The 23,706-nt window shown below is 67.2% G+C and carries 21 protein-coding genes; 13 read left to right on the top strand and 8 right to left on the bottom strand.

What is annotated here, in order from left to right; genetic code table 11:
- The 5 genes from holA to ICJ04_RS06125 all read right to left on the bottom strand — a co-directional run bounded on the left by holA (position 1) and on the right by ICJ04_RS06125 (position 5,540).
- Complete coding sequence (gene holA / locus ICJ04_RS06145) at positions 1 to 1,041, bottom strand: DNA polymerase III subunit delta (RefSeq protein ID WP_188326650.1); 1,041 nt, start codon at positions 1,039 to 1,041, stop codon at positions 1 to 3.
- Between the two features lie 12 nt (positions 1,042 to 1,053).
- Positions 1,054 to 1,695, bottom strand: coding sequence for an LPS assembly lipoprotein LptE (gene lptE / locus ICJ04_RS06140; RefSeq protein ID WP_188326649.1), 642 nt, complete (start codon positions 1,693 to 1,695; stop codon positions 1,054 to 1,056).
- 128 nt (positions 1,696 to 1,823) lie between these two features.
- The gene (leuS, locus tag ICJ04_RS06135; RefSeq protein WP_188326648.1) at positions 1,824 to 4,463 is read right to left on the bottom strand and encodes a leucine--tRNA ligase; all 2,640 of its coding nucleotides are present in this window, start codon (positions 4,461 to 4,463) and stop codon (positions 1,824 to 1,826) included.
- 100 nt (positions 4,464 to 4,563) lie between these two features.
- Positions 4,564 to 4,827 (bottom strand): hypothetical protein, encoded by a 264-nt coding sequence (locus ICJ04_RS06130; protein ID WP_188326647.1) that lies wholly within the window; start codon positions 4,825 to 4,827, stop codon positions 4,564 to 4,566.
- Between the two features lie 98 nt (positions 4,828 to 4,925).
- Positions 4,926 to 5,540, bottom strand: coding sequence for a DUF998 domain-containing protein (locus ICJ04_RS06125; protein WP_188326646.1), 615 nt, complete (start codon positions 5,538 to 5,540; stop codon positions 4,926 to 4,928).
- A gap of 115 nt (positions 5,541 to 5,655) precedes the next feature.
- Here ICJ04_RS06125 and trxA point away from each other — a divergent pair, with 115 nt between their 5' ends.
- The 7 genes from trxA (at position 5,656) to ICJ04_RS06090 (ending at position 13,012) form a co-directional block, all read left to right on the top strand.
- Positions 5,656 to 6,507 carry a thioredoxin gene (gene trxA / locus ICJ04_RS06120; protein ID WP_188326645.1) on the top strand — a complete coding sequence of 284 codons (852 nt, stop codon included), beginning with the start codon at positions 5,656 to 5,658 and terminating at the stop codon, positions 6,505 to 6,507.
- Between the two features lie 144 nt (positions 6,508 to 6,651).
- Positions 6,652 to 8,253, top strand: a complete 1,602-nt coding sequence (locus ICJ04_RS06115; protein ID WP_188326644.1) for a CHASE2 domain-containing protein — start codon at positions 6,652 to 6,654, stop codon at positions 8,251 to 8,253.
- Positions 8,254 to 8,347: 94 nt separating this feature from the next.
- Positions 8,348 to 8,809 carry a hypothetical protein gene (locus ICJ04_RS06110; RefSeq protein WP_188326643.1) on the top strand — a complete coding sequence of 154 codons (462 nt, stop codon included), beginning with the start codon at positions 8,348 to 8,350 and terminating at the stop codon, positions 8,807 to 8,809.
- 71 nt (positions 8,810 to 8,880) lie between these two features.
- Positions 8,881 to 9,342, top strand: a complete 462-nt coding sequence (locus tag ICJ04_RS06105) for a DUF4442 domain-containing protein (RefSeq protein WP_188326642.1) — start codon at positions 8,881 to 8,883, stop codon at positions 9,340 to 9,342.
- A 131-nt stretch (positions 9,343 to 9,473) separates the two neighbouring features.
- Entirely contained in the window at positions 9,474 to 10,151 is a 678-nt protein-coding gene (locus ICJ04_RS06100) for a twin-arginine translocation signal domain-containing protein (protein ID WP_188326641.1), read from the top strand.
- Positions 10,152 to 10,295: 144 nt separating this feature from the next.
- On the top strand, positions 10,296 to 10,979 hold the full coding sequence (locus tag ICJ04_RS06095; RefSeq protein ID WP_188326640.1) for a DUF502 domain-containing protein: 684 nt from the start codon (positions 10,296 to 10,298) through the stop codon (positions 10,977 to 10,979).
- 137 nt (positions 10,980 to 11,116) lie between these two features.
- Entirely contained in the window at positions 11,117 to 13,012 is a 1,896-nt protein-coding gene (locus ICJ04_RS06090) for a DUF885 family protein (protein ID WP_188326639.1), read from the top strand.
- Positions 13,013 to 13,062: 50 nt separating this feature from the next.
- Here the strand turns inward: ICJ04_RS06090 and ICJ04_RS06085 are convergent, their stop codons facing one another.
- Positions 13,063 to 14,295, bottom strand: coding sequence for a hypothetical protein (locus tag ICJ04_RS06085; RefSeq protein ID WP_188326638.1), 1,233 nt, complete (start codon positions 14,293 to 14,295; stop codon positions 13,063 to 13,065).
- Positions 14,296 to 14,700: 405 nt separating this feature from the next.
- On the opposite strand from ICJ04_RS06085, the gene ICJ04_RS06080 reads away from it, so the two are divergent.
- From ICJ04_RS06080 to rnfB, 5 genes are all read left to right on the top strand, one after another.
- A complete protein-coding gene (locus tag ICJ04_RS06080; protein WP_188326637.1) occupies positions 14,701 to 15,093 on the top strand; it encodes a VOC family protein in 393 nt (130 codons plus the stop codon).
- A gap of 114 nt (positions 15,094 to 15,207) precedes the next feature.
- Entirely contained in the window at positions 15,208 to 15,651 is a 444-nt protein-coding gene (locus ICJ04_RS06075) for a DUF2147 domain-containing protein (RefSeq protein ID WP_188326636.1), read from the top strand.
- A 111-nt stretch (positions 15,652 to 15,762) separates the two neighbouring features.
- Positions 15,763 to 17,859 carry a methionine--tRNA ligase gene (gene metG, locus ICJ04_RS06070; RefSeq protein WP_188326635.1) on the top strand — a complete coding sequence of 699 codons (2,097 nt, stop codon included), beginning with the start codon at positions 15,763 to 15,765 and terminating at the stop codon, positions 17,857 to 17,859.
- A gap of 29 nt (positions 17,860 to 17,888) precedes the next feature.
- Positions 17,889 to 18,482 (top strand): HAD family hydrolase, encoded by a 594-nt coding sequence (locus ICJ04_RS06065; RefSeq protein ID WP_188327222.1) that lies wholly within the window; start codon positions 17,889 to 17,891, stop codon positions 18,480 to 18,482.
- Positions 18,483 to 18,507: 25 nt separating this feature from the next.
- On the top strand, positions 18,508 to 18,933 hold the full coding sequence (gene rnfB, locus ICJ04_RS06060) for an Rnf electron transport complex subunit RnfB (protein ID WP_188326634.1): 426 nt from the start codon (positions 18,508 to 18,510) through the stop codon (positions 18,931 to 18,933).
- Positions 18,934 to 19,144: 211 nt separating this feature from the next.
- Here the strand turns inward: rnfB and ICJ04_RS06055 are convergent, their stop codons facing one another.
- Entirely contained in the window at positions 19,145 to 19,492 is a 348-nt protein-coding gene (locus tag ICJ04_RS06055) for a RidA family protein (RefSeq protein ID WP_188326633.1), read from the bottom strand.
- Between the two features lie 194 nt (positions 19,493 to 19,686).
- On the opposite strand from ICJ04_RS06055, the gene mprF reads away from it, so the two are divergent.
- Positions 19,687 to 22,245, top strand: a complete 2,559-nt coding sequence (mprF, locus tag ICJ04_RS06050) for a bifunctional lysylphosphatidylglycerol flippase/synthetase MprF (RefSeq protein ID WP_188326632.1) — start codon at positions 19,687 to 19,689, stop codon at positions 22,243 to 22,245.
- 91 nt (positions 22,246 to 22,336) lie between these two features.
- Here mprF and ICJ04_RS06045 read toward each other — a convergent pair whose 3' ends face one another.
- Positions 22,337 to 23,668 carry a virulence factor family protein gene (locus ICJ04_RS06045; RefSeq protein WP_188326631.1) on the bottom strand — a complete coding sequence of 444 codons (1,332 nt, stop codon included), beginning with the start codon at positions 23,666 to 23,668 and terminating at the stop codon, positions 22,337 to 22,339.
- Positions 23,669 to 23,706 lie beyond the last annotated feature (38 nt).

Raw genomic sequence — 23,706 nt, 5'->3', positions numbered from 1 at the left:
TCAGGCGCGGGCGAGCAGACGCACCGCACGCGCCTCGGACACGGCCACCAGCAGACGCTCCAGCGCGAGCCAGGCATCGCCGTCGGCCCGCCCCTTTGCGATACGGTCGACCAGGCCCGCTTCAGCCACGAACCGCTCCCACCGCTTGGCCTCGGGATGGCGCTGGAGCGCACGCTTGTAGGGCGCCTGCCGCGATTCCCAGATGCCGCGGGATTTCATCTCCGCCGCCAGGTTGCCACCGCGTGCCTGCACCTGTGCCAGGCCCGCTCCCGCCAGCAGCTCACGGATGACGATCGGCATCAGCGCCGCCACCGCTTCACCCTCCGCACGCAGGCCAGCGACCATGCGCAGCACAGCCTTGGGCTGGCCGGAGAACGTGGACTCCACCAACCGGAACACGTCGTAGCGAGCCGCGTCGGCGACCAGCGCATCCATCTTTTCAACATCCAGCACGTCGCCACCGTCCACCAGCAGCGCCAGCTTGTCGATTTCCTGGGCCGCAGCCAACAGGTTGCCTTCCACGCGCTCGGCCAGTCGCTGCACCGCCTGCGGATCCGCGCGCAGGCCCTTGCTGCGCAGCCGGCGCTCGATCCAGTCGGGCAGCTCGTGCGGCTTGATCGCCCATGCCACGGAAATGACCCCGGCACGGCCCACGGCATCGGCCCACTTGCCCTGATGTGATTTGCTCCACTCGTTGGTGGTGATCAACAGCACCACGTCCGGCGGTGGGGACGCGCAGAAATCACTGATGACCTGCGCCCCCTCCTTGCCCGGCTTGCCGTTGGGCAAGCGCACTTCGATCAACCGTCTCGCACTGAACAGGCTGGGCGCATTGAAGCCCGCCTCCAGCCTGCCCCAATCGAAATCGCGGCCATCGGCGTCGAACACTTCACGCTCGCTGATGCCCTCGGCCCGTGCGCGGCTGCGTACGGCGTCGGCGGCTTCCAGCACGCGCAGAGTCTCCGGCCCGGCGACCAGGTAGACCGGCGCCAGCGGCTGCCCGCCAGCTGCACTGGCCAACTGCTCCGGGCGCAGTTCCATGCCGGGGCCGGCTCAGTCCTGCACCGGCCGGGTGGCCGGTTCGGGTGCGGGCTTGGCCGTCGGCACGGTGGTCTGGATGGCCGGCACGCCCGCCGGCGCGGGACCGGCCGGAACCACCACACCATCCACCGGGGCGGACAGGCTGCGGCCTTCGCGCAGTTCATTACGCACCACGCTGTCGATGCGGCGGATGATCGACGCCGACATTTCGCGGCGCAGTTCGTCAGCCAGGATCTCACGCTCGGTCGTGGTACCGGTGGCGTCGGTCGGCGGCGACACGTAGTCCCGCGACAATTCGATCACCTGCTGCGGCACCAGTTCGCTGCCATCTTCACGGCGGAAGATGAAGATCACCGCGTAGCGCAGGCTGAACTCCTGTGCACGGCCCTGCGCGTCGATCGCGATGGGCAGGTCGCCCCAGCGCTCGGACAGGACCTGCAGCTGTGCAGCCGGTGCCTTGGAATCCTCGTCGGCCAGTTCGGCGCCCGATGCCAGCAGGCTGCGTCGCAGCAGCTTGGCCAGTTCGCTGTAGGGCGTGCTGGAGACGACCTTCACCGCCGCCGTATCGGCCGGCAACATCAGCTTGTTGCGCATGTGGAAACCGCAACCGGCCAGGCCGAGGGCAAAGAGAAGCGCGAGCAGGATTCGGGTCATGGGCACAGTCTGTAGTAGCCGGGCAGTTGCGGCAACATAGCCTGCCCGATGATGCGTGAATGGGGATTGATATTCTGACGCCGGCACGCGCGATGACGACCCAAGGGCCGTCACCGCCCGTCCCGCGATCAGCCGACCACGATGTTCACGATCTTGCCGGGCACGATGATGATCTTGCGCACGGTAAAGCCGTCCATGAACTTGGCCGCGTTCGGTTCGGCCAGTGCCAGCGCCTCGATCTGCTCACGCGCCGCCTCGGCGGCGACCTCGATCGTGCCACGCAGCTTGCCGTTCACCTGCACCGCCAGGGTCAGCGCGTCGCGGACCAGCGCCGCCGGATCGGCCTGCGGGAAGACCTGGTCTTCCAGCAGCGTCTCACCGTGGCCCAGCACCTGCCACAGCGCATGGCTGGCATGCGGGGTGATCGGATTGAGCATCAGTACGATGGCCTGCAGCGCCTCGTGGCGTACCGCACGGCCCTGCACGCTGCTGTCGTCGAACTTCGCCAGGGCGTTCATCAGCTCCATCACCGCCGCGATCGCGGTGTTGAAGCTGTGGCGGCGCCCGTAGTCGTCACCGACCTTGCCGATGGTCTCGTGGGTCTTGCGGCGCAGGGCTTTCTGCCCGGCGTCCAGCGCCGCCACGTCCAGCGCGGCGGCAGCGCCTTCGCCGGCATGCTTGTGCACCTGTACCCACAGGCGGCGCAGGAAGCGGGCCATGCCATCCACGCCGGCCTCGTTCCACTCCAGCGACTGTTCCGGCGGCGCAGCGAACATGGAGAACAGACGCACCGTATCGGCGCCGTACTTGCCGACCATGGTCTGCGGGTCCACGCCGTTGTTCTTCGACTTGGACATCTTTTCGGTGCCGCCGATCTCCACCGGTAAGCCGTCGGCGATCAGCGTGGCGCCGGTGATGCGGCCGCGGTCGTCGCGCACCACCGCCACGTCCGCCGGGTTGATCCAATCCTTGCTGCCGTCCGGGTTCGGGCGGAAGTAGGTCTCGGCGATCACCATGCCCTGGCACAGCAGGTTCTGCGCCGGCTCGTTGCTGTCCACCATCCGCGCGTCACGCAACAGCTTGTGATAGAAGCGGAAATACATCAGGTGCAGGATCGCGTGCTCGATGCCGCCGATGTACTGGTCCACCGGCAGCCAGTAATTGCCCCGCTTGTCGACCGCGTCGCGCGCGCCGGGCGAGGTGTAACGCGCGTAGTACCAGCTCGATTCCATGAAGGTATCGAAGGTATCGGTCTCGCGCTCGGCGGCGGCGCCGCACTCCGGGCAGGTGGTCTTGCGCCATTCCGGATCGGTCTTGATCGGCGAACCGGTGCCGGCGAAGGCCACGTTTTCAGGCAGCACGACCGGCAGTTGTTCTTCCGGCACCGGTACTGCACCACATTTTTCGCAGTAGATCACCGGAATCGGGCAGCCCCAGTAGCGCTGGCGGCTCACGCCCCAGTCGCGCAGGCGGTAGTTGACCCGACGCTGGCCCTGCGCCTTGCGCTCGAAACGCTCGGCCAGTGCCTCGAACGCGCCCTGGAAATCCAGGCCATCGAACTCGGCGGAGTTGACCAGCTCGGTCTCACGGGTCTTGTCGCTGTACCAGTCCTGCCAGCGGGCGGAATCGTAGGCGCCCTCGTCCTTGCGCGGTGCCTTCAGCGCGATGACCTGGCGGATCGGCAGCGCGTACTTGTTGGCGAACTCATTGTCGCGCTGGTCATGGCCGGGGACGGCCATCACCGCACCGGTGCCGTAGCCCATCAGCACGAAGTTGGCGACCCACACCGGGACCTCTTCACCGGTGACCGGATGGACAGCCTTCAGGCCCGTGTCCATGCCCCGCTTTTCCTGGGTTTCCAGCTCGGCTTCGGACACACCGCCCTGCTTCAGGCCGCCCAGCAGCTCGGCCAGCGCCGGATTGGTCTTCGCCGCATGCAGGGCCAGCGGATGCTCGGCGGCGATCGACACAAAGGTCACGCCCATCACCGTGTCCGGACGGGTGGTGAACACCCGCAGCGGGTCCAGCGGACTGCCGTCCACGTCGCGCACCGCGAACTGGATTTCCAGGCCTTCGGACCGGCCGATCCAGTTGCGCTGCATGGTCTTGACCGATTCCGGCCAGCCCGGCAGCTCGTCCAGGCCGTCCAGCAGTTCTTGGGCGTAATCGGTGATGCGCAGGAACCACTGGGGGATCTCGCGCTTTTCAACCAGCGCGCCGGAACGCCAGCCGCGCCCGTCGATGACCTGTTCGTTGGCCAGCACGGTCTGATCCACCGGATCCCAGTTCACCACCGCGTTGCGACGGTACGCCAGGCCCTTGCGCATCAGGCGGGTGAACATGCGCTGCTCGTGGACGTAGTAATCCGGGCGGCAGGTGGCGAACTCGCGTGACCAGTCGATCGCATAGCCCAGCGATTTCAGCTGGGTGCGCATGTGATCGATGTTCTTGTAGGTCCACTTGGCCGGTGCGGTCTTGTTCTTGATCGCGGCGTTCTCGGCCGGCAGGCCGAAGGCGTCCCAGCCCATCGGCTGCAGCACGTTATGCCCGGTCATCCGCTTGTAGCGGCTGATCACGTCACCGATGGTGTAGTTGCGCACATGGCCCATGTGCAGCGCCCCGGACGGGTACGGCAGCATAGACAGGCAGAAGTACTTCGGCTTCTCCGAGGTCTCGTTGACTTCGAAGGCACGGGTGCCGTCCCAGTACTGCTGGGCGGCGGATTCAACCTGCTGCGGATCGTAGGCGTTTGGTTCGACGCTGGTCATGGAACACACAAGTGCGGCGGCAAAGCGGCACAGGGTACCGCAGTGCGGCAAAAGCCTCCAATCAGCGGCGCAGCGCATCCGCCGCCTGCCCGGGAAGCCTTCAGCGGCGGGGGGGTGCGGCGACCGGGGTGCAGCGGGTGGAGGCGATCTGGCGCGGACGGTGCTGGCCATGCACCCGCTCCCGCCAGGCCTGGTCGGCCAGCGCGGCGGAGTCGGCGTGCATCCAACCGGAGACCGCCTTGTGGCGCCCGTCGCCGGTGGTGATGTTGGCCCTGCAGACGAAGGCCTCTGCATGGGCCACCTGGACCAGTTGCAGGATGGCCACGGCCACGACCAGCAACTGCAGTGAATGACGGAACTTCATGGGACGCCCTCCTGCGGTGATGCAGGCAGGATGGCCACCCAGGCCCATTCACGACATCAGACAAGGACGAAAATCCGCGTCTGCGGCGGGCAACCGCTTCACCGGTGGGGCGAAGACCTGCCCATCATCGGGAGGGCCAGGCCCAGCCATACCGCCCAGGCCAGGAAGGTGACGCGTTGTGCGATCGGCGCCGGCACCAGGCCCTGCAGGGCAAAGGCACTCACAGCCGCGACCAGGCCGCAAGACAGGGCCAGCCGCGCCAGCGGCGGCAGGGTCTTCCAGCTGCCGATGCCCAGCATCAGCGTGCCGGCGATGAACGCCAGCGCCCAGACCATCCACGCACTGGCATGGGCCTGGCTCGCCGGTCCATCCAGGTCCGCCACATCCAGCGGCAGCAGGCCCATGCCGGTGAACGCCATGCCCGCCAGCACCAGCAGTTGGCCCGCAACCCGCTGCACCCAGTGGCTGCCCACCGGCAGACGCAGCAGCAGGTAGACCGCTACGGCCACCGCCAGCAGGCCCGGCACCGCCCAGCCAAGCACGTTGAAGGCCAGTGCATGGGGCATGCCCCCGGCGCCGAGCAAGGCCACCGGATGGCGGGTCTGCACATACCCGTCCAGCGCTGCGCCGAAGCCGACCACGGCGAGGATGAAGATCGCGGCGGCGATGGCGCCCAGCGGGTTTTCGATACGTCGCGGCGAGTGCAGGGGCATTGATGCAGGCTCCAGAAGACAATGCGCAATTGTGGGCCATTGCGGCGCAGGCGGGTTGCGTCGGGCGTGGGGCGTCACCATAGAATCGTTTTCCCGCCGTAGATCCAGAGCTTCCATGAGCGAACTGCCGAACGTATTCGACGCCATCACCGAAACCTTCGAAACCGAAGTACTGCAGAAATCGCTGCAGACGCCGGTGCTGGTCGACTTCTGGGCACCGTGGTGCGAACCCTGCAAGACGCTGGGCCCGCTGCTGGAGAAGCTGGCGGCCGAATACAACGGCGCCTTCCAGCTGGCCAAGGTGGACGTGGACAAGGAGCAGCAGATCGCAGCGGCGTTCCAGATCCGCTCGGTGCCGACCGTCTTCCTGGTCAAGGGTGGGCAACTGGTTGACGGTTTCCCCGGTGCGGTGCCCGAAGGCCAGCTGCGCGAATTCCTGGCCCAGCATGGCATCAGCCCGGCCGAGCCCGTGCCCGAAACGGAACCGGAACCCCTGGATCCGCAGGCACAGGTCGATGTGCTGCGCGCGCAGATTGCCGCTGAACCCGGGAATGAGGCGCTGAAGCTGGACCTCGCCGTGGCCCTGCTGCAGATCGGCGGCGTGGACGAAGCACGCGGCCTGATCGATGGCCTGCCCGCCAACCTGGCCACCGATGACCGTGCCGTGCGCGCCCGCGCGCGCCTGACGTTCGCCACCGCGCTGAAGGACGCCCCCGCCGCCGAGGCACTGGATGCGCGGATCGCCGCGGACGATGCAGATCTGGCGGCGCGGCATCTGCGCGGTGTGCAGCATCTGTTGGCCGGTGAGGACCAGGCCGCGCTGGACCAGTTCCTGGCCATGCTGCGCCTCGATCGTACCTACGATGACGGTCTGCCGCGCAAGGCATTGATCGACGCGTTCAATGTCATTGAAGACCCCGCTCTGGTCAGCCAGTACCGCCGGAAGATGGCGGCGCTCCTGTTCTGATGCTGAATGCGTTAAGAATCTGACGCAGGACGTAGCGCGATACTGCGGACGCTGGGGTGACTGCACGCCAGCGATCACGGCGGGAACGACCACCGACCATCGGGTCGTGCGGCGGCTCCGCCGATCTTCCGGGGGGAGGATCGCGTGACACCTGTCGATGGACAAGCACCTGATGCGCCAGCTGTCGCCCACCGGGCTGCGCCGCGGTGGCCGTTGCGCCTGCTGCTGGTCGTGTTGGCCGGGTTGCTGGCTGGGGCGGCAAGCTACGGTCCCTGGTTGCAGCCACTGGACACGGCGATCTACGACCGGCTGACGCGCCACTGGCACGCCAGCGCCGACGCGAGCGTCCTGCTCATCGCGATCGATCCCGCCAGCCTGCGGAAGATCGGTCCGTGGCCATGGCCGCGGACCGTCCACGCGCGGCTGCTGGACCGGCTTACCGACGCGGGTGCACGTCGCATCGTCCTTGACCTGCCGCTGCAGGAGCCCGATCCGCAGCCGGGTGCCGATGCCGACCTTGCCGCCGCGATCCGGCGCAATGGCCATGTCGTACTGCCGGTACTCACCACGTGGCCCCAAGCGGCCGCGCTGCACGAAGATCAGTGGCCGATTCCGGTGCTCAGCGCCAGCGCCGCCGCGTTGGGCCATGCCATGGCGCACCCCGATCGCGACAGCGTAGTGCGTGATGTGTCACTGCAGCAGGGCGTCGGCGCACCGTACTGGCCAGCGCTTGGCGTGGCGCTGGTCGCTCCGGCCCCCCGTGTCATCGACCGGCATGCCGCCACGGTTCGCCCCCGACTGGTGGGTCCGCCCGGCACATTGGCACGTGTCTCCTATGACGATGTGCTCAGCGGCCGCATCGCGCCCTCTCGTCTGCAGGGCCGCAGGATACTGATCGGACTGACAACGCCGCCCCTGGCCGCCGGGCCAGGCATGCACAGCCCACTGCCACCGGCCATGAGCGAGATCGAGTTCCAGGGCAATCTCGCTTCGGCGCTGCTGCAGCAGCAGACCGTGCTCGTGCCGCCAAGGCGCTGGCACGGTGCCGCGACCGCCTTGTTGGTGGCGGCCAGCGTGCTCGCCCTGGCCAGTGGCGGTGCCATCGCCCGCACGGCAGCGGTAGCCGGGCCGCTGGTGCCCCTGCTGATCGCAGCGGCGATGCTGCGTGCAGGCCACGCCTGGTGGGCACCGGCCACCGCGATGGCGTGCATCTCGGTCGCAGGGGTCGCATGGGCAGCGTGGCGGATCGTGGGGCGGCGCCCTTCGGGCATGGACGCGGCGACCGGCCTCGCCGGAAGATCGCGATTCGACCAGGCGCTGGGACACGCCTGCGCAGCGGCGCATGCCGCCCAGCGCCCGCTGTCGCTCATGCTGGTGGAGGTCGGTGGCGTCGACGACCCGACCAACGATCGCCAATTGAAGTGCCTGGCGAGGGGCATCAGCGCCCATGCGCGGCGCCCGCGCGACACGGCCGCCCGCCTCGGCGCCGGCACGTTCGCCCTGATCCTGCCGGACACGCCCTGCAGCGGCGCCACGCAGGTCGCGGAAGCGCTTCTCGGCGATCTGCACGGCGTGCAGCCCGAGCACGGCACGACCCGTGCGGCGCGCACCGTCCGCATCGGCATCCACTGCCGGGTGCCCAGCGCGGAAGGGGTCGCACCCGCTGTCCTCGCCGACGCCCAGAACGCACTCCAGGAGGCCAAGGCGGATCCGCGCCTTCCCAGCGCCATCTCCAGCAACGGCTGAGCCCATCCACGCGCCGTCTGATGACGCGACTGCCTCTTGTCGCTCCGCGGGAAAATGCCGACGGTCGAGGCTCACCCGACGCCGCGAGCTGCCCATGACGTTGTCCAGTCTTCCGTTGACCCTTGCGTTGATGCAGGCCACCAGCCCTTCCGCAGTCTCTCTGCCCACCGCGGATCCGCTCCAACCAGGCCATGCAATCGCGGTGCACCAACTGCATTACCGCAAGCTCTACGAGGAAAAGCCGTTTCCGGACGCACGCCTCGTCCATTACGACAACGGCATGTACCGCATCACCTCCGAGGGTGAAGACCACTGGGGCGTCTACGTGCTGCAGGGGGCGTTCGACGACCAGACGTTCACCGTCCGCTACATCTCATTGCCCTCTCCGGACTGGGGAAACCGCACCGCGTTCCATCAACTCACCTTCATCCAGGACAGCGGCACGGCGGGCTTCTTCATACAGGACGCGATCACCGACAAAGGGGAGGCAATCCCCCAGCAGAACGGAACGTACGTCTGGCGACTGCCGCACCCGCCGCAGCCGCCGCAGCCGTGATGGCAGACAGGCCTTTTCCATACGCATGCGCATGGTTAGACTGGACGCCTCCCGCCCCGGTATGCGTCTCGATGAAAGCCAGCCTGTTCCGCCACGGCATCAACCTGTGGCCCCCCTTCCTGTTCGCCGGCATCCATGTGCGTCACATTGCGGCCGATTACCGCGACATCACCGTCGACCTGCGCATGCGCCCGTGGAACCGCAATTATGTCGGCACCCACTTTGGCGGCAGCCTGTTCGCGATGACCGATCCGTTCTGGATGCTGGGGCTGATGAACAACCTGGGTCGCGACTACTACGTATGGGACCGCGCAGGCGCAATCGAGTTCCTCAAACCCGGCCGCGGCACGGTCAGCGCAACGTTCCATATCGACGAGGCCATGCTTGCCGAGATCCGCGAGGCCGCCGCCGATGGCAGCAAGCAGCTGCGCTGGTACAGCAACGATGTGATCGACGCCAGCGGCGACGTGGTCGCACGCGTGCGCAAGCAGGTCTACATCCGGCTCAAGCCGCAGGCAAGGCAGGCTGGCTGAGTCGAATTTCCGACACGGATTGTCTTTTTGCATACCGGGAAGCAACGCACACCCGCGCATTTCCTTGCTGTTGATGATGTCCACGAGTCGCACTTTTCGGTGCGGCCGGCGACACATCAAGGAGATCCCGCATGTCCGACTCGATGACAACCCGGCGCGGTGCGCTGAAAGCGGCAGCCTGTGCGGCGGCTGCACTGCTGACCGCTTCCGCTTCCGCACGTGCCCAGCAGCAACGCCGTCCCACGGCGGCCGACATCATGGGGCCGTTCTACCCCATCGTGCGCCCGCTGGACGAGGATGCCGACCTCACCCGCGTGGCCGGCCAGCCCGGCATTGCACAGGGGCGCGTGCTGGACCTGCGCGGCAGGGTTCTCGACACCCTGGGGCACCCCGTGGCCGGCGCCCACATTGAAATGTGGCAGGCCAACACGCACGGTCGCTATGCCCATGCCAGCGATACGAACGTCACGGCCCCGCTGGATCCCGCATTCCAGGGCTTCGCGCGGCAACGCACCGATACGGAGGGCTGCTTCCGCTTCCTGACGGTGATACCGGGCGCTTATCCCGTCCCCGACCCCGACTCTCCCTGGCTGCGCACGCGGCATATCCACTTCGACATACGCGGCCAGCACGATCGGCTGGTGACCCAGATCTACTTCGCTGGCGAGCCACACAACGATACGGATCGGCTCTATCAGGCGCTGACACCTGCAGAACGGGATACGGTCACCTTGGACCCGCGTCACGCCGTGGCCGGTGCGCCGGCTCCGCTGATCGGCGAATGGACCGTGGTGCTGGCCAGCGGCTAGGCCGGTATCTGACGCACACTGCGGGGTGCTGCGAAGTCGACGCAGCGCCGTCTGAATCACCGTTGGCACAACGGCCCCTGAGCAGCCGTGCGTCGTTCCACATGGACCCCGTAAGCGGGCTCCAGCGACCGCTACAATGCGCGGATGTCACTCCCTGCCCCCGAACTTGTCCCCCGTCCTTCCCTGCAGCGCCTGTTCCTGACCGGCCTGTTGACCCTGCTGCCGATCTGGCTCACGTGGGTCGTGGTGAAGTTCGTCTTCGTGCTGCTGTCGGGGATTTCCAGCCCCTTGGTGGTGCCGATGTCCGAGCGCATCGCGACCTGGTTTCCCAATTCACTGGGCTGGGTGCACGCCGAGTGGATCCAGAACGTGGTCGCCCTGGTCGCCACGCTGCTGGTGATCCTGGCGGTAGGTGTGCTGAGCCGCCGCGTGGTAGGACAGCGCCTGCTGCGCTGGGTCGGCGCGGTGATCAAGCGCATTCCCCTGGCCAGCATCATCTATGAAAGTGCCAAGAAGCTGCTTGACATGCTGCAGACCGAGCCGGGCACCACCCAGCGCGTGGTGCTGATCGACTTCCCGCACCGTGACATGAAGGCAGTGGGGCTGGTGACGCGGGTCATCCGCGAACAGGGCACGGGCCGCGAACTGGCCGCCGTGTATGTGCCAACCACGCCGAATCCCACCTCTGGCTACCTGGAAATCGTGCCGGTGGAACTGCTCACGCCGACCGACTGGACCGTGGACCAGGCCATGAGCTTCATCATTTCCGGCGGCGCGGTAGCCCCGGAAACCGTGCCATTCACCCGCGCGGGCGAACGCAACGCGTAAGCGCCTTGCGACATGGGCGTGCGTCATCGCCCAGCTGACTGTCGGCCAACGCGTCGCACGCTGACTACGGCGGCAGCGCTGGCCGTATCCGCACAGATCGTGCAAGCTCCACGATCTGTGTTCCACGGAAAGACCCGATGCCCCAGCTTGCCCGCGCCTTGGCGGTCGCTCTTGCCTCGCTGATATTGTTCAGCGCTGCGCCGCCGGCCGATGCCGCGAAGAAGAAAGCCACCCGCCCCGCTGCCGCGCAGACGCGTCAGGCCGCAAAACCCAAGGCAAAGCCGCGTGCGCGTCCCGCCGCTGCCGCTGCCGCCCGGCAACCCGCCGCGCAAGCCACCAAGGCTGCCCAGCTGGAGCGGTTGTACGAGGAATACTGGGATGCGTCGATGCGGTTCAATCCGCTGCAGGCGACCTTCCAGGGCGAAACGCGCTACAACGCCGAGCTGCCCAACATCCTGTCAGCCACCTGGCGCCAGCAGTCGCATGACTTCACCACCCAATGGTTGGGCAAGGTGGAGAAGATCGGCAGCGCCGGCCTGCAGGGCCAGGACCTGCTCAGCTACGACATCTTCGTGCGCGACGCACGCGCCTCACTGGCCGCCGAACAGTACCCGTCGTGGATGCTGCCGATCAGCCAGTACTACAACCTCGGCAGCATCATGGCGATCCTGGGCGCCGGTGCCGGCGCGCAGCCGTTCAACACGGTCAAAGACTACGATGACTGGTCCAAGCGCTCGCTCGGCATTCCCGAGCTGTTCGACCAGGCCATCGCCAACATGCGCCAAGGCATGGCCGCCGGCGTGGTGCAGCCGCGCGAGTTGATGGAAAAAGTCCTGCCCCAGCTCGATGCAGTGATCAAGCCCACGGCCGAAGAGAGCATCTTCTGGACGCCGGTGCGGACCATGCCCGACAGCATTCCGGCCGACGAAAAAGCCCGTATCAGCGCGGAGTACAAGCGCATGATCGAGTACCGGATCATGCCGGCGTATCGCGCGCTGCGCGGTTTCATCGCCACCGAATACCTGCCCGCCTGCCGCGCCAGCGCCGGTATCGGCGCACTGCCCAACGGTGCGGCGTGGTATGCCGGCACGCTGCGCCAAGCAACCGCCACGGCACAGGATCCGGCGCAGCTGCATGCCTGGGGCGAGCAGCGGGTGCAGGCCCTGCATGCGCAGATCGCCACGGTGATGAAAGACAACAAACTGCGTGGCAACGAGGCCAAACTGCTGCGCAGCATGCGCAGCGACAAGCAGTTCCAGTACAACGACGCCAATGCGTTGCTGGGCCGCTATCGCCAGGTGCAGCAGCAGGTCAGCGGCAAACTGCCTACGGTGCTGCAGACCCTGCCCAAGGCGACGCTGGAGATCCAGCCGGTGGAGCAGGAACGTGCCGCCACGGCAGCGGCCGCGTTTTACCAGCAGGGTGTGCCCGGCGCGCGTCCTGCCGTGTTGTACGTGAACACCAGCAGCCTGCCCACGCGACGCCGCTGGAGTGTGCCGATGCTGTACCTGCACGAGGCAGTCCCCGGCCATCACGTGCAGCTGGGGCTGCAGCAGGAAATCGAAAAACTGCCACGGTTTCGCCGCCTCGGTGGTGATCTGGCCTTCATTGAAGGCTGGGGGCTGTATGCCGAGTCGCTGGGCGAGCCCTTGGGCTTGTACACCGATCCGTACGACCACATCGGCTACCTGCACGCGGCACTGACGCGCGCGGCGCGCGTCGTCGCCGATACCGGCATCCACGCGCAGGGCTGGAGCAAGAGGCAGGCCGTGGAGTATCTGGAAAAAAACACGGCGATGACCACCGAAGACGCCAATGCCGAGGTCGAGCGGATGATGGCGCAGCCGGGCCAGGCCTTGTCGAACGTACTGGGTGAGGCGAAGATCGTCGAACTGCGCGATCGTGCGCGGCAAGCGCAGGGAGCGGCCTTCGATCTTCGCGCGTTCCATGCCGAACTGCTCAAAGACGGTTCGATGCCGCTGGACATCCTGGAACAGCGGATGATCCGCTGGATGGGACAGCCCGCGCGGTGAACGGATCAGGTCCCTTCCCTGCCGGGGAAGGGACCTGACCGCTGCTTGGCTCAGAAGTAGACGCCGACGTCGTCCTCCTCGGCCTGGTCGGGCAAGACGCACGCATTCCACTCGTCCTCCAGGTGCTGCACCTTCTGCAGCAGGTGCTCCAGTTCCTGCTTGCGGCGAAGGGTGCGTGCGGTGCCTTCCTCCCCGCCAAGGTTGAGGAGGAGCTGCGCCTTCATCTCGTCCTCAAGTTGCTCCACCTTCTCCATCACGTGATCCAATTCCTGCTCGCAGCGAAGGGCGCGGGCGGCGGGGTCGCTGTGATCCAGGATTTGCAGGCCCTGCATCGGCGAGACATACGTTTCGTCTGACCGAGTGTGCAGGTCGGGCCACTCGTCATCCCTACCAAGGTCGGTCCAGAGCGTGCTGCCTTCGGCAACGTCCGCGTGCGGCGGCGCCTGGTAAGCGTCAGTCGAGGGCATCACGAACCCTGCATCAGCTTCCGCGCGCTTCAGCACACTACGGGGCGCATCCTCCATGGAGGACACGTTCACAGTGCGGCGTGACGCACCCCGCTGACCTGCTGCCCGGTGCTGCATGACCTGCTCGGGCGCGAGCGCCACGGGCAGTCGCTTCGGCTTGGACTTCCCGTCGAACACCTTGGTCAGGTACACCTGGTCGCTGCTGGACACGAGCTCGTCAGACACCGGGTCGAGCGTATAGACGCGCGTGACTTCATGCTCGTGAAACCCCAGACGGCGTGTGCGCTCAGCCACATCCTGTGCCGTTTCACTCCCCTCGTCCTGGAGCGCCTCGTTGGCCTGCTTGACGCGGTCAGTCCGGTACTTCGCCAACTCGAACCGCGGCATCGTGCCAAAGCACTGGTGTGGCTCGTCGTGCTCATCCTCATGCGGCGCGGCCGATGGTTGATCGTTGGTCTGGTAGATCTCGGCCCACTGTTCGAGCTCCTCGTCCAGCGCGCTTTCTTCAACGTCGAGCGCGATGTCCTGCATTTCCGGCTGGGATACCCGCCGCAGCAGGGTGGCCGGCTCCGGCGGAGCACCGACGGGGCGTGCTGATATCGGCTCGTCAGTCCCGCCGCCATCACTGGGCGGTGCAACGCGTGCTGCCATGGGCAGTGACGCAGGCTTCGCACTGCAGGCCGGATCAACGGGCGTCGGGGTGCGAAGGAACGCGAGCATCTGCCTGACACTGACATGGGCCGGTGAGACCACACCGTCCTCGGGATCATTGCAGCTGGCACCGGGAACATTGCCTCCCCGCTGCAGATGGTCCACGAAGCACCTCCATTCGCCGCAGTCGGTAACGAGCGGTGCATCAGACCCGCCACGCGGGGGTGGGCGGGGTACCACCCCGCCACTGGGGGGCGCGGCTGAAAGGCTCGTCACCCTGCCAGGCGAGGGCTGGTTGGCAACTGATATCAGCGCACGCGGCGGCGGCGGAGGCGCAGTGGGCTTGATCGTCAGTTGCCCGGCAAGGAACGCGGCGGTGTGCCTGAACAACGGTTCGGCGTTGGGTGTCGCGGTGGCTGTCACGGGGGTACTCGTTTGCGGATTGAGGAAGCCTCAGACTGCCCGCGCCGCGCTGCGCGTACTTTCGCATTTCGTCCTTGCACACTGGCCAATCGCCCCGCGCTGCGCCCTGTTCTGCGAACATGGCATGCCCTTACTCAGTGCACGCCCATGGCCCACGGTCTGCAAGGCATTCACCATGTCGCCCTCATCTGCAGCGACTACGCCCGCTCACGAGCGTTCTATGTCGACGTGCTCGGACTGACCGTCCTCGGCGAACATCACCGTGCCGCACGCGACTCCTGGAAGCTGGACCTGGCACTGCCCGACGGCGGCCAGCTGGAACTGTTCTCCTTCCCCACGCCGCCGCCCCGCCCCAGTCGCCCGGAAGCCCAGGGACTGCGCCATCTGGCCTTCCGAGTGGACGCACTGGAGCCGTTCATTGCCCAGCTGGCCCACCACGGCGTGGCCTGCGAGCCGATCCGCGTGGACGAGTACACCGGCAGGCGCTTCACGTTCTTCGCCGACCCGGATGAACTTCCGCTGGAACTCTACGAAGGCTGAGGCGGGCGCGTGGTCGATGAGGGAAAGCCTTGCACCATACCCACCCGGATGGGTATACAGTCAGCACACGTCGGCACCCATGCCGATCTCGAATCAATGCCCTGGGAGGGGACCATGCGCAAGACCTTCAAGACCCTGCTGCTGGCGCTGCCGCTGTGCGCGGCCGCGCTGTCGGCGAATGCCGCCGACTCTGCGGTGGGCCGCTGGAAAACCATCGACGACAAGACCGGCAAGGTGAAGTCGATCGTGGAAATCGCCCAGGCCAGCAATGGCACGCTGAGCGGCAAGGTGGTGGACATCCTGCAGTCCGACAAGGGCCCCAACCCGGTCTGCAGCGACTGCAGCGGTGCCAACAAGGACAAGCCGGTCAAGGGCATGACGATCCTGTGGAACCTGAAGTCCGATGGCGCGGGCAGCTGGTCCGGCGGCACCATCCTGGACCCGGCCAACGGCAAGACCTACAAATCCAAGATGAAGCTGCAGACCGGCGGCACCAAGCTGGATGTGTCCGGCTGTGTCGCCTTCATCTGCCGCGCGCAGACCTGGCAGCGCGAATAAGCCCGACGGGGCCGACGGGGTCGGATCGGGTTCGCGTTGCGAGCGGGATCCGACCCCCATCCGTGGGGGCCATGCGATAATCGTCGCTTCCCCTCGCTGCACCCCGTGACCATGACCCGTACCGCGCTTGTCACCACCGCCCTGCCCTATGCCAACGGCCCCCTTCACCTGGGCCATCTGGTGGGCTACATCCAGGCTGACATCTGGGTGCGCGCGCGGCGAATGAGTGGCGGGACCGCCTGGTTCGTCTGCGCCGACGACACCCATGGCACGCCGATCATGCTGGCGGCCGAGAAAGCCGGGGTCACCCCGGAGGCCTTCATCGCCAACGTGCAGGCCAGCCACGAACGCGACTTCGCCGCGTTCGACGTCGCCTTCGATCACTACGATTCGACCAATTCCGATGCCAACCGGGCGCTGACCGAAGCCTTCTACCTGAAGCTCGAAGCGCAGGGCCACATCGGCCGTCGCTCGGTGGCGCAGTTCTATGACCCCGCCAAGGGCATGTTCCTGCCGGACCGCTACATCAAGGGGATCTGCCCGAACTGCGGCAGCGCTGACCAGTACGGCGACAACTGCGAAGTCTGCGGCGCGACGTACAGCCCGACGGACCTGAAGGAACCGAAGTCGGTGATCTCCGGGGCGACGCCGGAAATCCGCGATTCGGAGCATTTCTTCTTTGAAGTCGGCCGTTTCGAAGGCTTCCTGCGCGAGTGGCTGTCCGGCGATGTGGCCCTGCCCGGCGTCAAGGCCAAGCTGATGGAGTGGCTGGATGCCGACGGCGGCCTGCGTGCGTGGGACATCTCGCGCGATGCGCCCTACTTCGGCTTCCAGATCCCCGGCCACCCGGGCAAGTATTTCTACGTGTGGCTGGACGCGCCGATCGGCTACCTGTCCAGCTTCCAGACGCTGTGTGCGAAGACCGGCGTGGATTTCGAATCGCACCTGCGCGCCGGCACGTCCACCGAGCTGCATCACTTCATCGGCAAGGACATCGTCAACTTCCATGGCCTGTTCTGGCCGGCGGTGCTGCATGGCACCGGCCACCGCGCGCCGACCCGCCTGCACGTCAACGGCTACCTGACGGTGGACGGGGCGAAGATGAGCAAGTCGCGCGGCACCTTCATCATGGCGCGCACGTTCCTCGATGCCGGGTTGGAACCGGAGGCCCTGCGTTACTACTACGCTGCGAAATCCTCTGGCGGCGTGGACGACCTGGATCTGAACCTCGGCGACTTCATCGCCCGCGTCAACGCCGACCTGGTCGGCAAGTTCGTCAACCTGGCCAGCCGCTGCGCCGGCTTCATCGCCAAGCGCTTCGATGGCCAACTGGCCGCGCAGCTGCCTGACCCGGCGCAGTACGAACGCTTCGTCGAAGCGCTCGCGCCGATCCGCGAAGCCTACGAGCGCAACGACCCGGCGGCGGCGATCCGGCAGACCATGGCACTGGCGGACGAAGCCAACCGTTACATCGACGACGTCAAACCGTGGGTGATCGCCAAGCAGGAAGGCGCCGACGCGCAGTTGCAGTCGGTGTGCAGCCAGGGCTTGAACCTGTTCCGGGTGCTGGTGACCGTGCTGAAGCCTGTGTTGCCGGCCACCTCGGCACAAGCCGAAGCCTTCCTCGCCGCGCCGGTGACCGATTGGACCGCGCTGTCGCAGCCGCTGCTGGCCCACCGCATCAACGAGTACGTTCCGCTTTTCACCCGTATCGACCCGAAGAAAATCGACGCCATGACCGACGCCTCCAAAGACACCCTGCAGCCGACCCCGACCCCGACCCCGGCCGCGCCCGCTGCTGCTGCGAATGCCGTAGCCAAGACGGCTGCCGCAGTTGCCGCTGCCCCCACGCCGACGAAGGACGACGGCGCGCCGGCCTACATCGGCATCGATGATTTCGCCAAGCTCGACCTGCGCATCGGCAAGGTCGTCGCGTGCGAATTCGTGGAAGGCTCGGACAAACTGCTGCGCTTTGAACTGGATGCCGGCGAGCTGGGCACCCGGCAGATCTTCTCCGGCATCCGCGCCAGCTACGGCGAGCCGGAAAAGCTGGTCGGCCGCAGCGTGGTGTTCATCGCCAACCTGGCGCCGCGCAAGATGCGCTTCGGCCTGAGCGAAGGCATGATCCTTTCGGCCGGTTTCGACGGCGGTGCCCTGGCCCTGCTGGACGCCGACAGTGCCGCGCTGCCGGGCATGCCGGTCCGCTGAAGCCCGCCATGGTCGCCACGGAGGGTGCGATGGAACTGGCGCTGTTCGATTTCGACCACACCATCACCACGCGCGATACCTACAGCCGTTTCCTGCGTCGTGTCGCGACGCCGGAACAGCGCGCACGCGCGTGGTGGACGGTGGGCCCGTGGCTGGCCGCGTACCGGCTACGGCTGATCTCTGCCGCGCGTATCCGCGCACGGGTCACTGCGCTGGTGATGCGGGACCGCCACGCAGACGATATCGCCGCGCTGGCCGCCGGCTATGCGCGCGACCTGCTGCCGGACATGGTGCGGCCGGAGATGCTGGAGCAGATCCGATGGCACCAGTCGCAGGGGCATACCGTGGCCGTGGTTTCGGCGTCGGTGGACCTGTACCTTCAGCCTTGGTGCACGGCGCTGGGCCTGCAGTTGATCTGCAACCGGCTGGAAAGCCGCGATGGTCGCCTGACCGGCCGCTACGCCGGCACCGATTGTGGTCCACGCAAGGCGCAGCAGGTCCGTCAACGGTTCGACCTGGACCGCTACGCACGCATCCACGCCTACGGTGACAGCAGCGAAGACCGGCCGATGCTGGCCCTCGCCCATGACCGCTGGTACCGCGGAAAACCCCTGACCCCATGAGTTCCCTGCGCAGCCTCCGCCCCGCATGAGCACGATGCTTCCGCCATTGGTCGAGCGCCTTGACCGCCTGTTGCCGCAGACCCAGTGCGGGCAGTGCGGCTTCGAGGGCTGCCGCCCGTACGCCGATGCGATGGCCCGCCGCGCCGCTGGCGTGGAGCGCTGCCCGCCGGGCGGCGACGCCGGCGCACGCGCACTGGCGCGGGTGCTGGGCGTGCCGGCCGTACCCTTCGACCGCACCCGCGGCGCGCACAAGCCAGCGCAGGTCGCGCTGGTGGTGGAAGCGGACTGCATCGGCTGCACCAAGTGCATCCAGGCCTGTCCGGTGGATGCCATTGTCGGTGGCGCCAAGTACATGCACACGGTGATTGCCGATCTGTGCACCGGCTGCGAGCTGTGCATTCCCCCGTGCCCGGTGGACTGCATCGTGCTGGTGCCCGGTCGAACGGACTGAACCCCCGCGACGCCCCCATTTCCAGTCGCCGCAGGACGGTAGCGCCGACCCATGGTCGACGAGCGCAGCGGGCCGTTGGCGTGGACATTCCGCCGACCATGGGTCGGCGCGACAGGTCAGCGCATGCCCGCCGCCAACCCACCCCGCCCTACCTGCAGGCAGCCCCGCAGCTCCGGCCCTCGCGTTGAGAGCAGGGCCCGGGCAACCGCCCTTACGGGACGGCGGCCGTCACCACGATCTCGACCTTCCACTCGGCGTGCGCCAGCTTGGCTTCCACGGTCGCACGGGCGGGCGTCATTCCTGCCACGACCCATTCGTCCCACGCCGCGTTCATGCCATCGAAATCCGCCATGTCGGCAAGGAAAATCTCCGCGCGCAGCACGTGCTGCTTGTCACTGGCGGCCTGCCCGAGCAACTTGTCGATCTCTTCCAGCACCTGCCGGGTCTGCCCGGTGATGTCCTGGCTGGTGTCCTCGGGAATCTGTCCGGACAGGTAAGCGACCTTGTTGTGCACGGTCATCTCGGACATGCGCGGACCAACATCGAAACGCTCCAACATGGGCGTGGCTCCTCTTTGGACGAAACGGACCCCCATTGTCCTCCACCACGGCGCGACTGTGGGCAGTACATGGACATCAATGTGCGCTCATCCTCTGCACGCCATTCCGCTGGCAAAATCATCCAACCCGGCGCAAAGTGCGCAGCTTCGACGCATTGACGCCTCCGTCGCCATCCTTGGCCCACCTTCTCCCCATGACCGACACGACCGCGCCTTCTTCCACGACGTCACTGCGCGTCAAACGTGTGTTCGCCGTGCTGTTTCCGCTCGCGGTGCTGGCCTTGGCCCTGCATGGGCTGGCAGGCGCCTTCGATGCGCATGGGTACCGTGCCGTGCGCCAGGCCTTCCACGATTTCAGTGCAGGCCAACTGCTGCTGGCCGTGCTGCTGGGTCTGGCCAGCTATGCCTGCCTGATCGGCTTCGATGCGATCGGACTGAATCGCAGCGGCGTCCGCGTGCACCCCGCGCGCATCGGCATTACCGCGTTCCTCGCCCACGCGCTTGGCCAGACCGTGGGATTCGCCGCGTTGACCGGCGGCGCCGTTCGCCTGCGGGGCTACCGCAGCGCTGGCCTGGACCTGGCACAGATCGGCCAGGTGGTGCTGATGAGCACGCTCGGTTTCGTCTTTGGTGCCTGGGTGCTGCTCGGTGTTGCCCTGAGCCTGGAACCGGCCGCGGCCGCGCTGGCGCTTCCCCTGCACAGCGGCGCGCTGCAGGCACTCGGCGTGCTGCTGCTGTTGGCGTATGTCAGCGCGGCGTTGCTGGTCGGCCGTCAGGGGCGCACCTTCTCGGTGCTCGGCCACGGCCTGTGGCTACCGGACCGCCGCACGATGCTGGCCGTCACCGCGCTCAGCATCGTGGAACTGGTCCTGGCCGCTGCGGCGTTCTATGTCCTGTTGCCCGACTCCGCACCGACCGGCCTGCCCGGCTTCGTCGGCCTTTACCTGGTCGCCGTGCTGGCGGGCCTGATATCCACGGTACCCGCCGGGCTCGGCGTGTTTGAGTGGAGCCTGCTGAAACTGCTGCCGCAGGTGGCCCCCGGCGCGGTACTGGCCGCCGCCCTGGTCTATCGCATCACCTACTACGTGTTGCCGCTGCTGCTGGCCACCGTGCTGGCCGCAGCGCCCACGTTGCGTCGTCCCTTGCGTGCCAGCGCCGGCGTGACGCGCGCAGGCTGGAAGACCCTGCGCCCCTGGCTACCGAACATCATCGCGCTGGCGGTTTTCAGCGTGGGGGCGGCATTGATCGTGGACGGCACCCTGCCGGCCACGCATCGCTACCTGCGTACCGCGTCGCTGCCGCTGCTGGAGACCTCGCACCTGCTGGGCAGCCTGGCGGGCGTGGTCCTGCTGTTGATCGCCCAGGGCCTGGCGCGACGCAGCCATGCCGCCTGGATGTTGGCAGTGGCGATCTGCGTCGCGTCGCCGCTCCCGATCTGGCTGCGCGGCGGCCAGGTACTGATCGCGCTGGCCGCACTGGTGGTCGCGGTGGCGCTGTGGAGCGCGCGGCGCGAGTTCTACCGCGAGGGCGCGTTGCTTGACCAGGCGTGGTCGTGGCCGTGGATCCGCAACCTGGGTCTGGTGCTGGTCGCGGTGGTGTGGCTGCTGTTCTTCGTCTACAGCCACGTCGAGTACCAGAATGAACTCTGGTGGCAGTTCGCCTTGTCCGGCAACGCCCCCCGCGCGCTGCGTGCGCTGCTGGTGGTGGCGATGGCCCTGGCCATCTTCGGCCTGGGCCGGCTGCTGCACAGCACGCGGGGCCCGTTGCCCCCGGCAGACGACGCGACACTGCAGGCCCTCACGCCGGTGCTGGCACAGGCGAAGGATACGCAGGCCTGCCTGGTTCTCACCGCGGACAAAGCGGTACTGCGCGATGCGCAGGGCCTGGGCTTCGTGATGATGCAGCGCCATGGCGGCTCGTTGATCGCCATGGGGGATCCGGTGGGCCCGCCGGACATCGCGCGCGCCCTGATCTGGCAGTTCCGCGAAGAGGCGGACCGGCTGGGGCTGCGGCCGGTGTTCTACCAGGTCGGCGAAGCGTACTGGCAGACCTACCTGGATCTGGGCCTCGGGCTGGTGAAGCTGGGCGAGGAAGCCATGGTGCCGTTGCAGGATTTCACCCTGGAGGGCCGCGACCGTGCTGATCTGCGGCAGGCCTGGAACCGGGGCAAGCGCAGTGGACTGACGTTCCGCGTCGCCGCCGCCGACGAAGTTCCTGCATTGATTCCGGCGCTCTCGCTGGTTTCCACTGCGTGGCTGGACGACAAGGCGGGCGAAGAGAAAGGCTTTTCACTGGGCAGTTTCGATCCCACCTACCTGGCCCGCTTTCCGATCGCGCTGGTCGAGGCAGAGGGGCGCATCGTGGCGTTCGCCAACCTATGGCACGCACCAGCGGGGCATGAGCTGTCGGTTGATCTGATGCGCCATTTGCCCGATGCACCGAAAGGCACGATGGACTTTCTTTTCATCGAGCTGTTCCTGTGGGCCCGCGCACAGGGCGATACACGGTTCTCGCTGGGCATGGCGCCGTTGTCCGGGCTGGCTACGCATCGCCTCGCGGGCCGGTGGAACCGCGTCGCTTCGCTGGTGGCGCGCCATGGTGAGCGCTTCTACGGGTTCAGCGGGCTGCGCCGTTTCAAGTCCAAGTTCGCGCCGCAGTGGCGCCCGCGCTACCTGGCCGCACCGGGTGGCGTCCATCTACCCGCTGCCCTGCTGGATGCCACCCGATTGATCTCGCTGGAACCGCGACGGTAGAGCCGACTTCAGTCGGCTGCTCGTGCTTCGCGGTGCCGACTGAAGTCGGCACTACCGGGCGGCTGCTTGTACTTCACGTTCGGGTTGACGATCAGCGGCCTGCCGCTTTCAGGATCTCGGCGGCCAGACGGTCGTGGTCGCCGTTGAAATGATGATCACCCGGCAGCTGCAGCACCCGCACGCTGCCCGGCGGCAGGTCCGGGCAAAGGGCATCGGTATCCTTGGCCCCATAGATGCACAGCGTTTTCGCAGCAGGCAGCTTCGCCACTTCGGGGGCAATCGGCAGGCCATCGTCGTTGCTGCCCAGCCAGTTGCTTACGTGGAACTCGAAGTCCGCCGTGCGACCCACTGACATCAGCGCAATCAGATCGACCCGTGCCCGCAGCGCAGGGGCCAGCTTGTTGATGCTCGCGGGCAGTACATCCGCGCCTTGCGAGAAGCCGATCAGCAGCAGATTGGGGCGCTGCCAGCGCTGCTGGTAGTGTGTCGCGATGCGGGCAAGATCAGCAGCGAATCCCGCCGGTGTACGTGCACTCCAGAAATAACGCAGTGAGTCCACCCCGGCCACGGCGACCCCGCGCGCGGCCAGTGCGGCGGCGACGTCCTTGTCCAGCCCGGCCCAGCCCCCATCGCCGGAGACGAAGATCGCCATCGTGTCACCTGCGCCCACCGCAGGCACTTCCACCACGGGCAGGTCGTCGAGCCCGGCCGGTGGCGGCGCAACGCTGACTCCCGGTGCCGCACCGATCACCCGCGCTGCGGCACGCAGCCCCGGCACCGCGTCACCGTCCGCGGTTCGCCGGAAGGACCGGGCACGCGCCACTTCGCGCAGCAGCGCGTGCTCTGCGTGTCCTTGCGCATCGCGTGCGTCCAACCAGGGCAGCGACAAAGCGCTGGCCTGCAGACGTCCTGCTGCCATACCGGCGCCGCAGGTCATCCGCTGCCGTACAGGCGCCTCCGGTAGCTGCGTGGTGAGCAGTCCGGCGAACACGCCCGTATCGGCCTGGGCCGCCAGCGCATACGCGAAGGCCGCGCCCTCGCCGTCACCCGCCAGCAGGGGTAACCGGTAACCGGGCAGCCGCAGGTAGGCCTGCAGCCAGCGGGAAAAATTCTCGACATCACCGGAGCCGAACGCACAGTCGCCCGCGTGCTCTCGGCGCAGTGCGGCCTGCAACTGGCCCAGGTCGACCGCCACCACCAGCGCACCATCGTCGGCGAGCGCAGCACGTTCCCGCTGCGCAAGCGCCGCTTTGCCGGCTGCATGGAACCAGATCACCACCCGCTGCGGCGCCGTTTCCGGCTGCTGCACCGGCACCTGCTGGAAGCGGCCATGGCTGACCTGAAGCGTGCCGGCATCGGCCGGCAGCGCCCCCAGCATCGTCAACATCAGCAGCATCCCGCTGCACGTCCCCGCAAACCGCATGCACTGCTCCCGACATCGGACAATGCCGCAACGATACG

The organism is Stenotrophomonas sp. 169 (genome assembly GCF_014621775.1).
Taxonomy (GTDB): Bacteria; Pseudomonadota; Gammaproteobacteria; order Xanthomonadales; family Xanthomonadaceae; genus Stenotrophomonas.
Note: the sequence above shows the minus strand (reverse complement) of the source record. Positions and strands in the feature narration are given on the sequence as shown.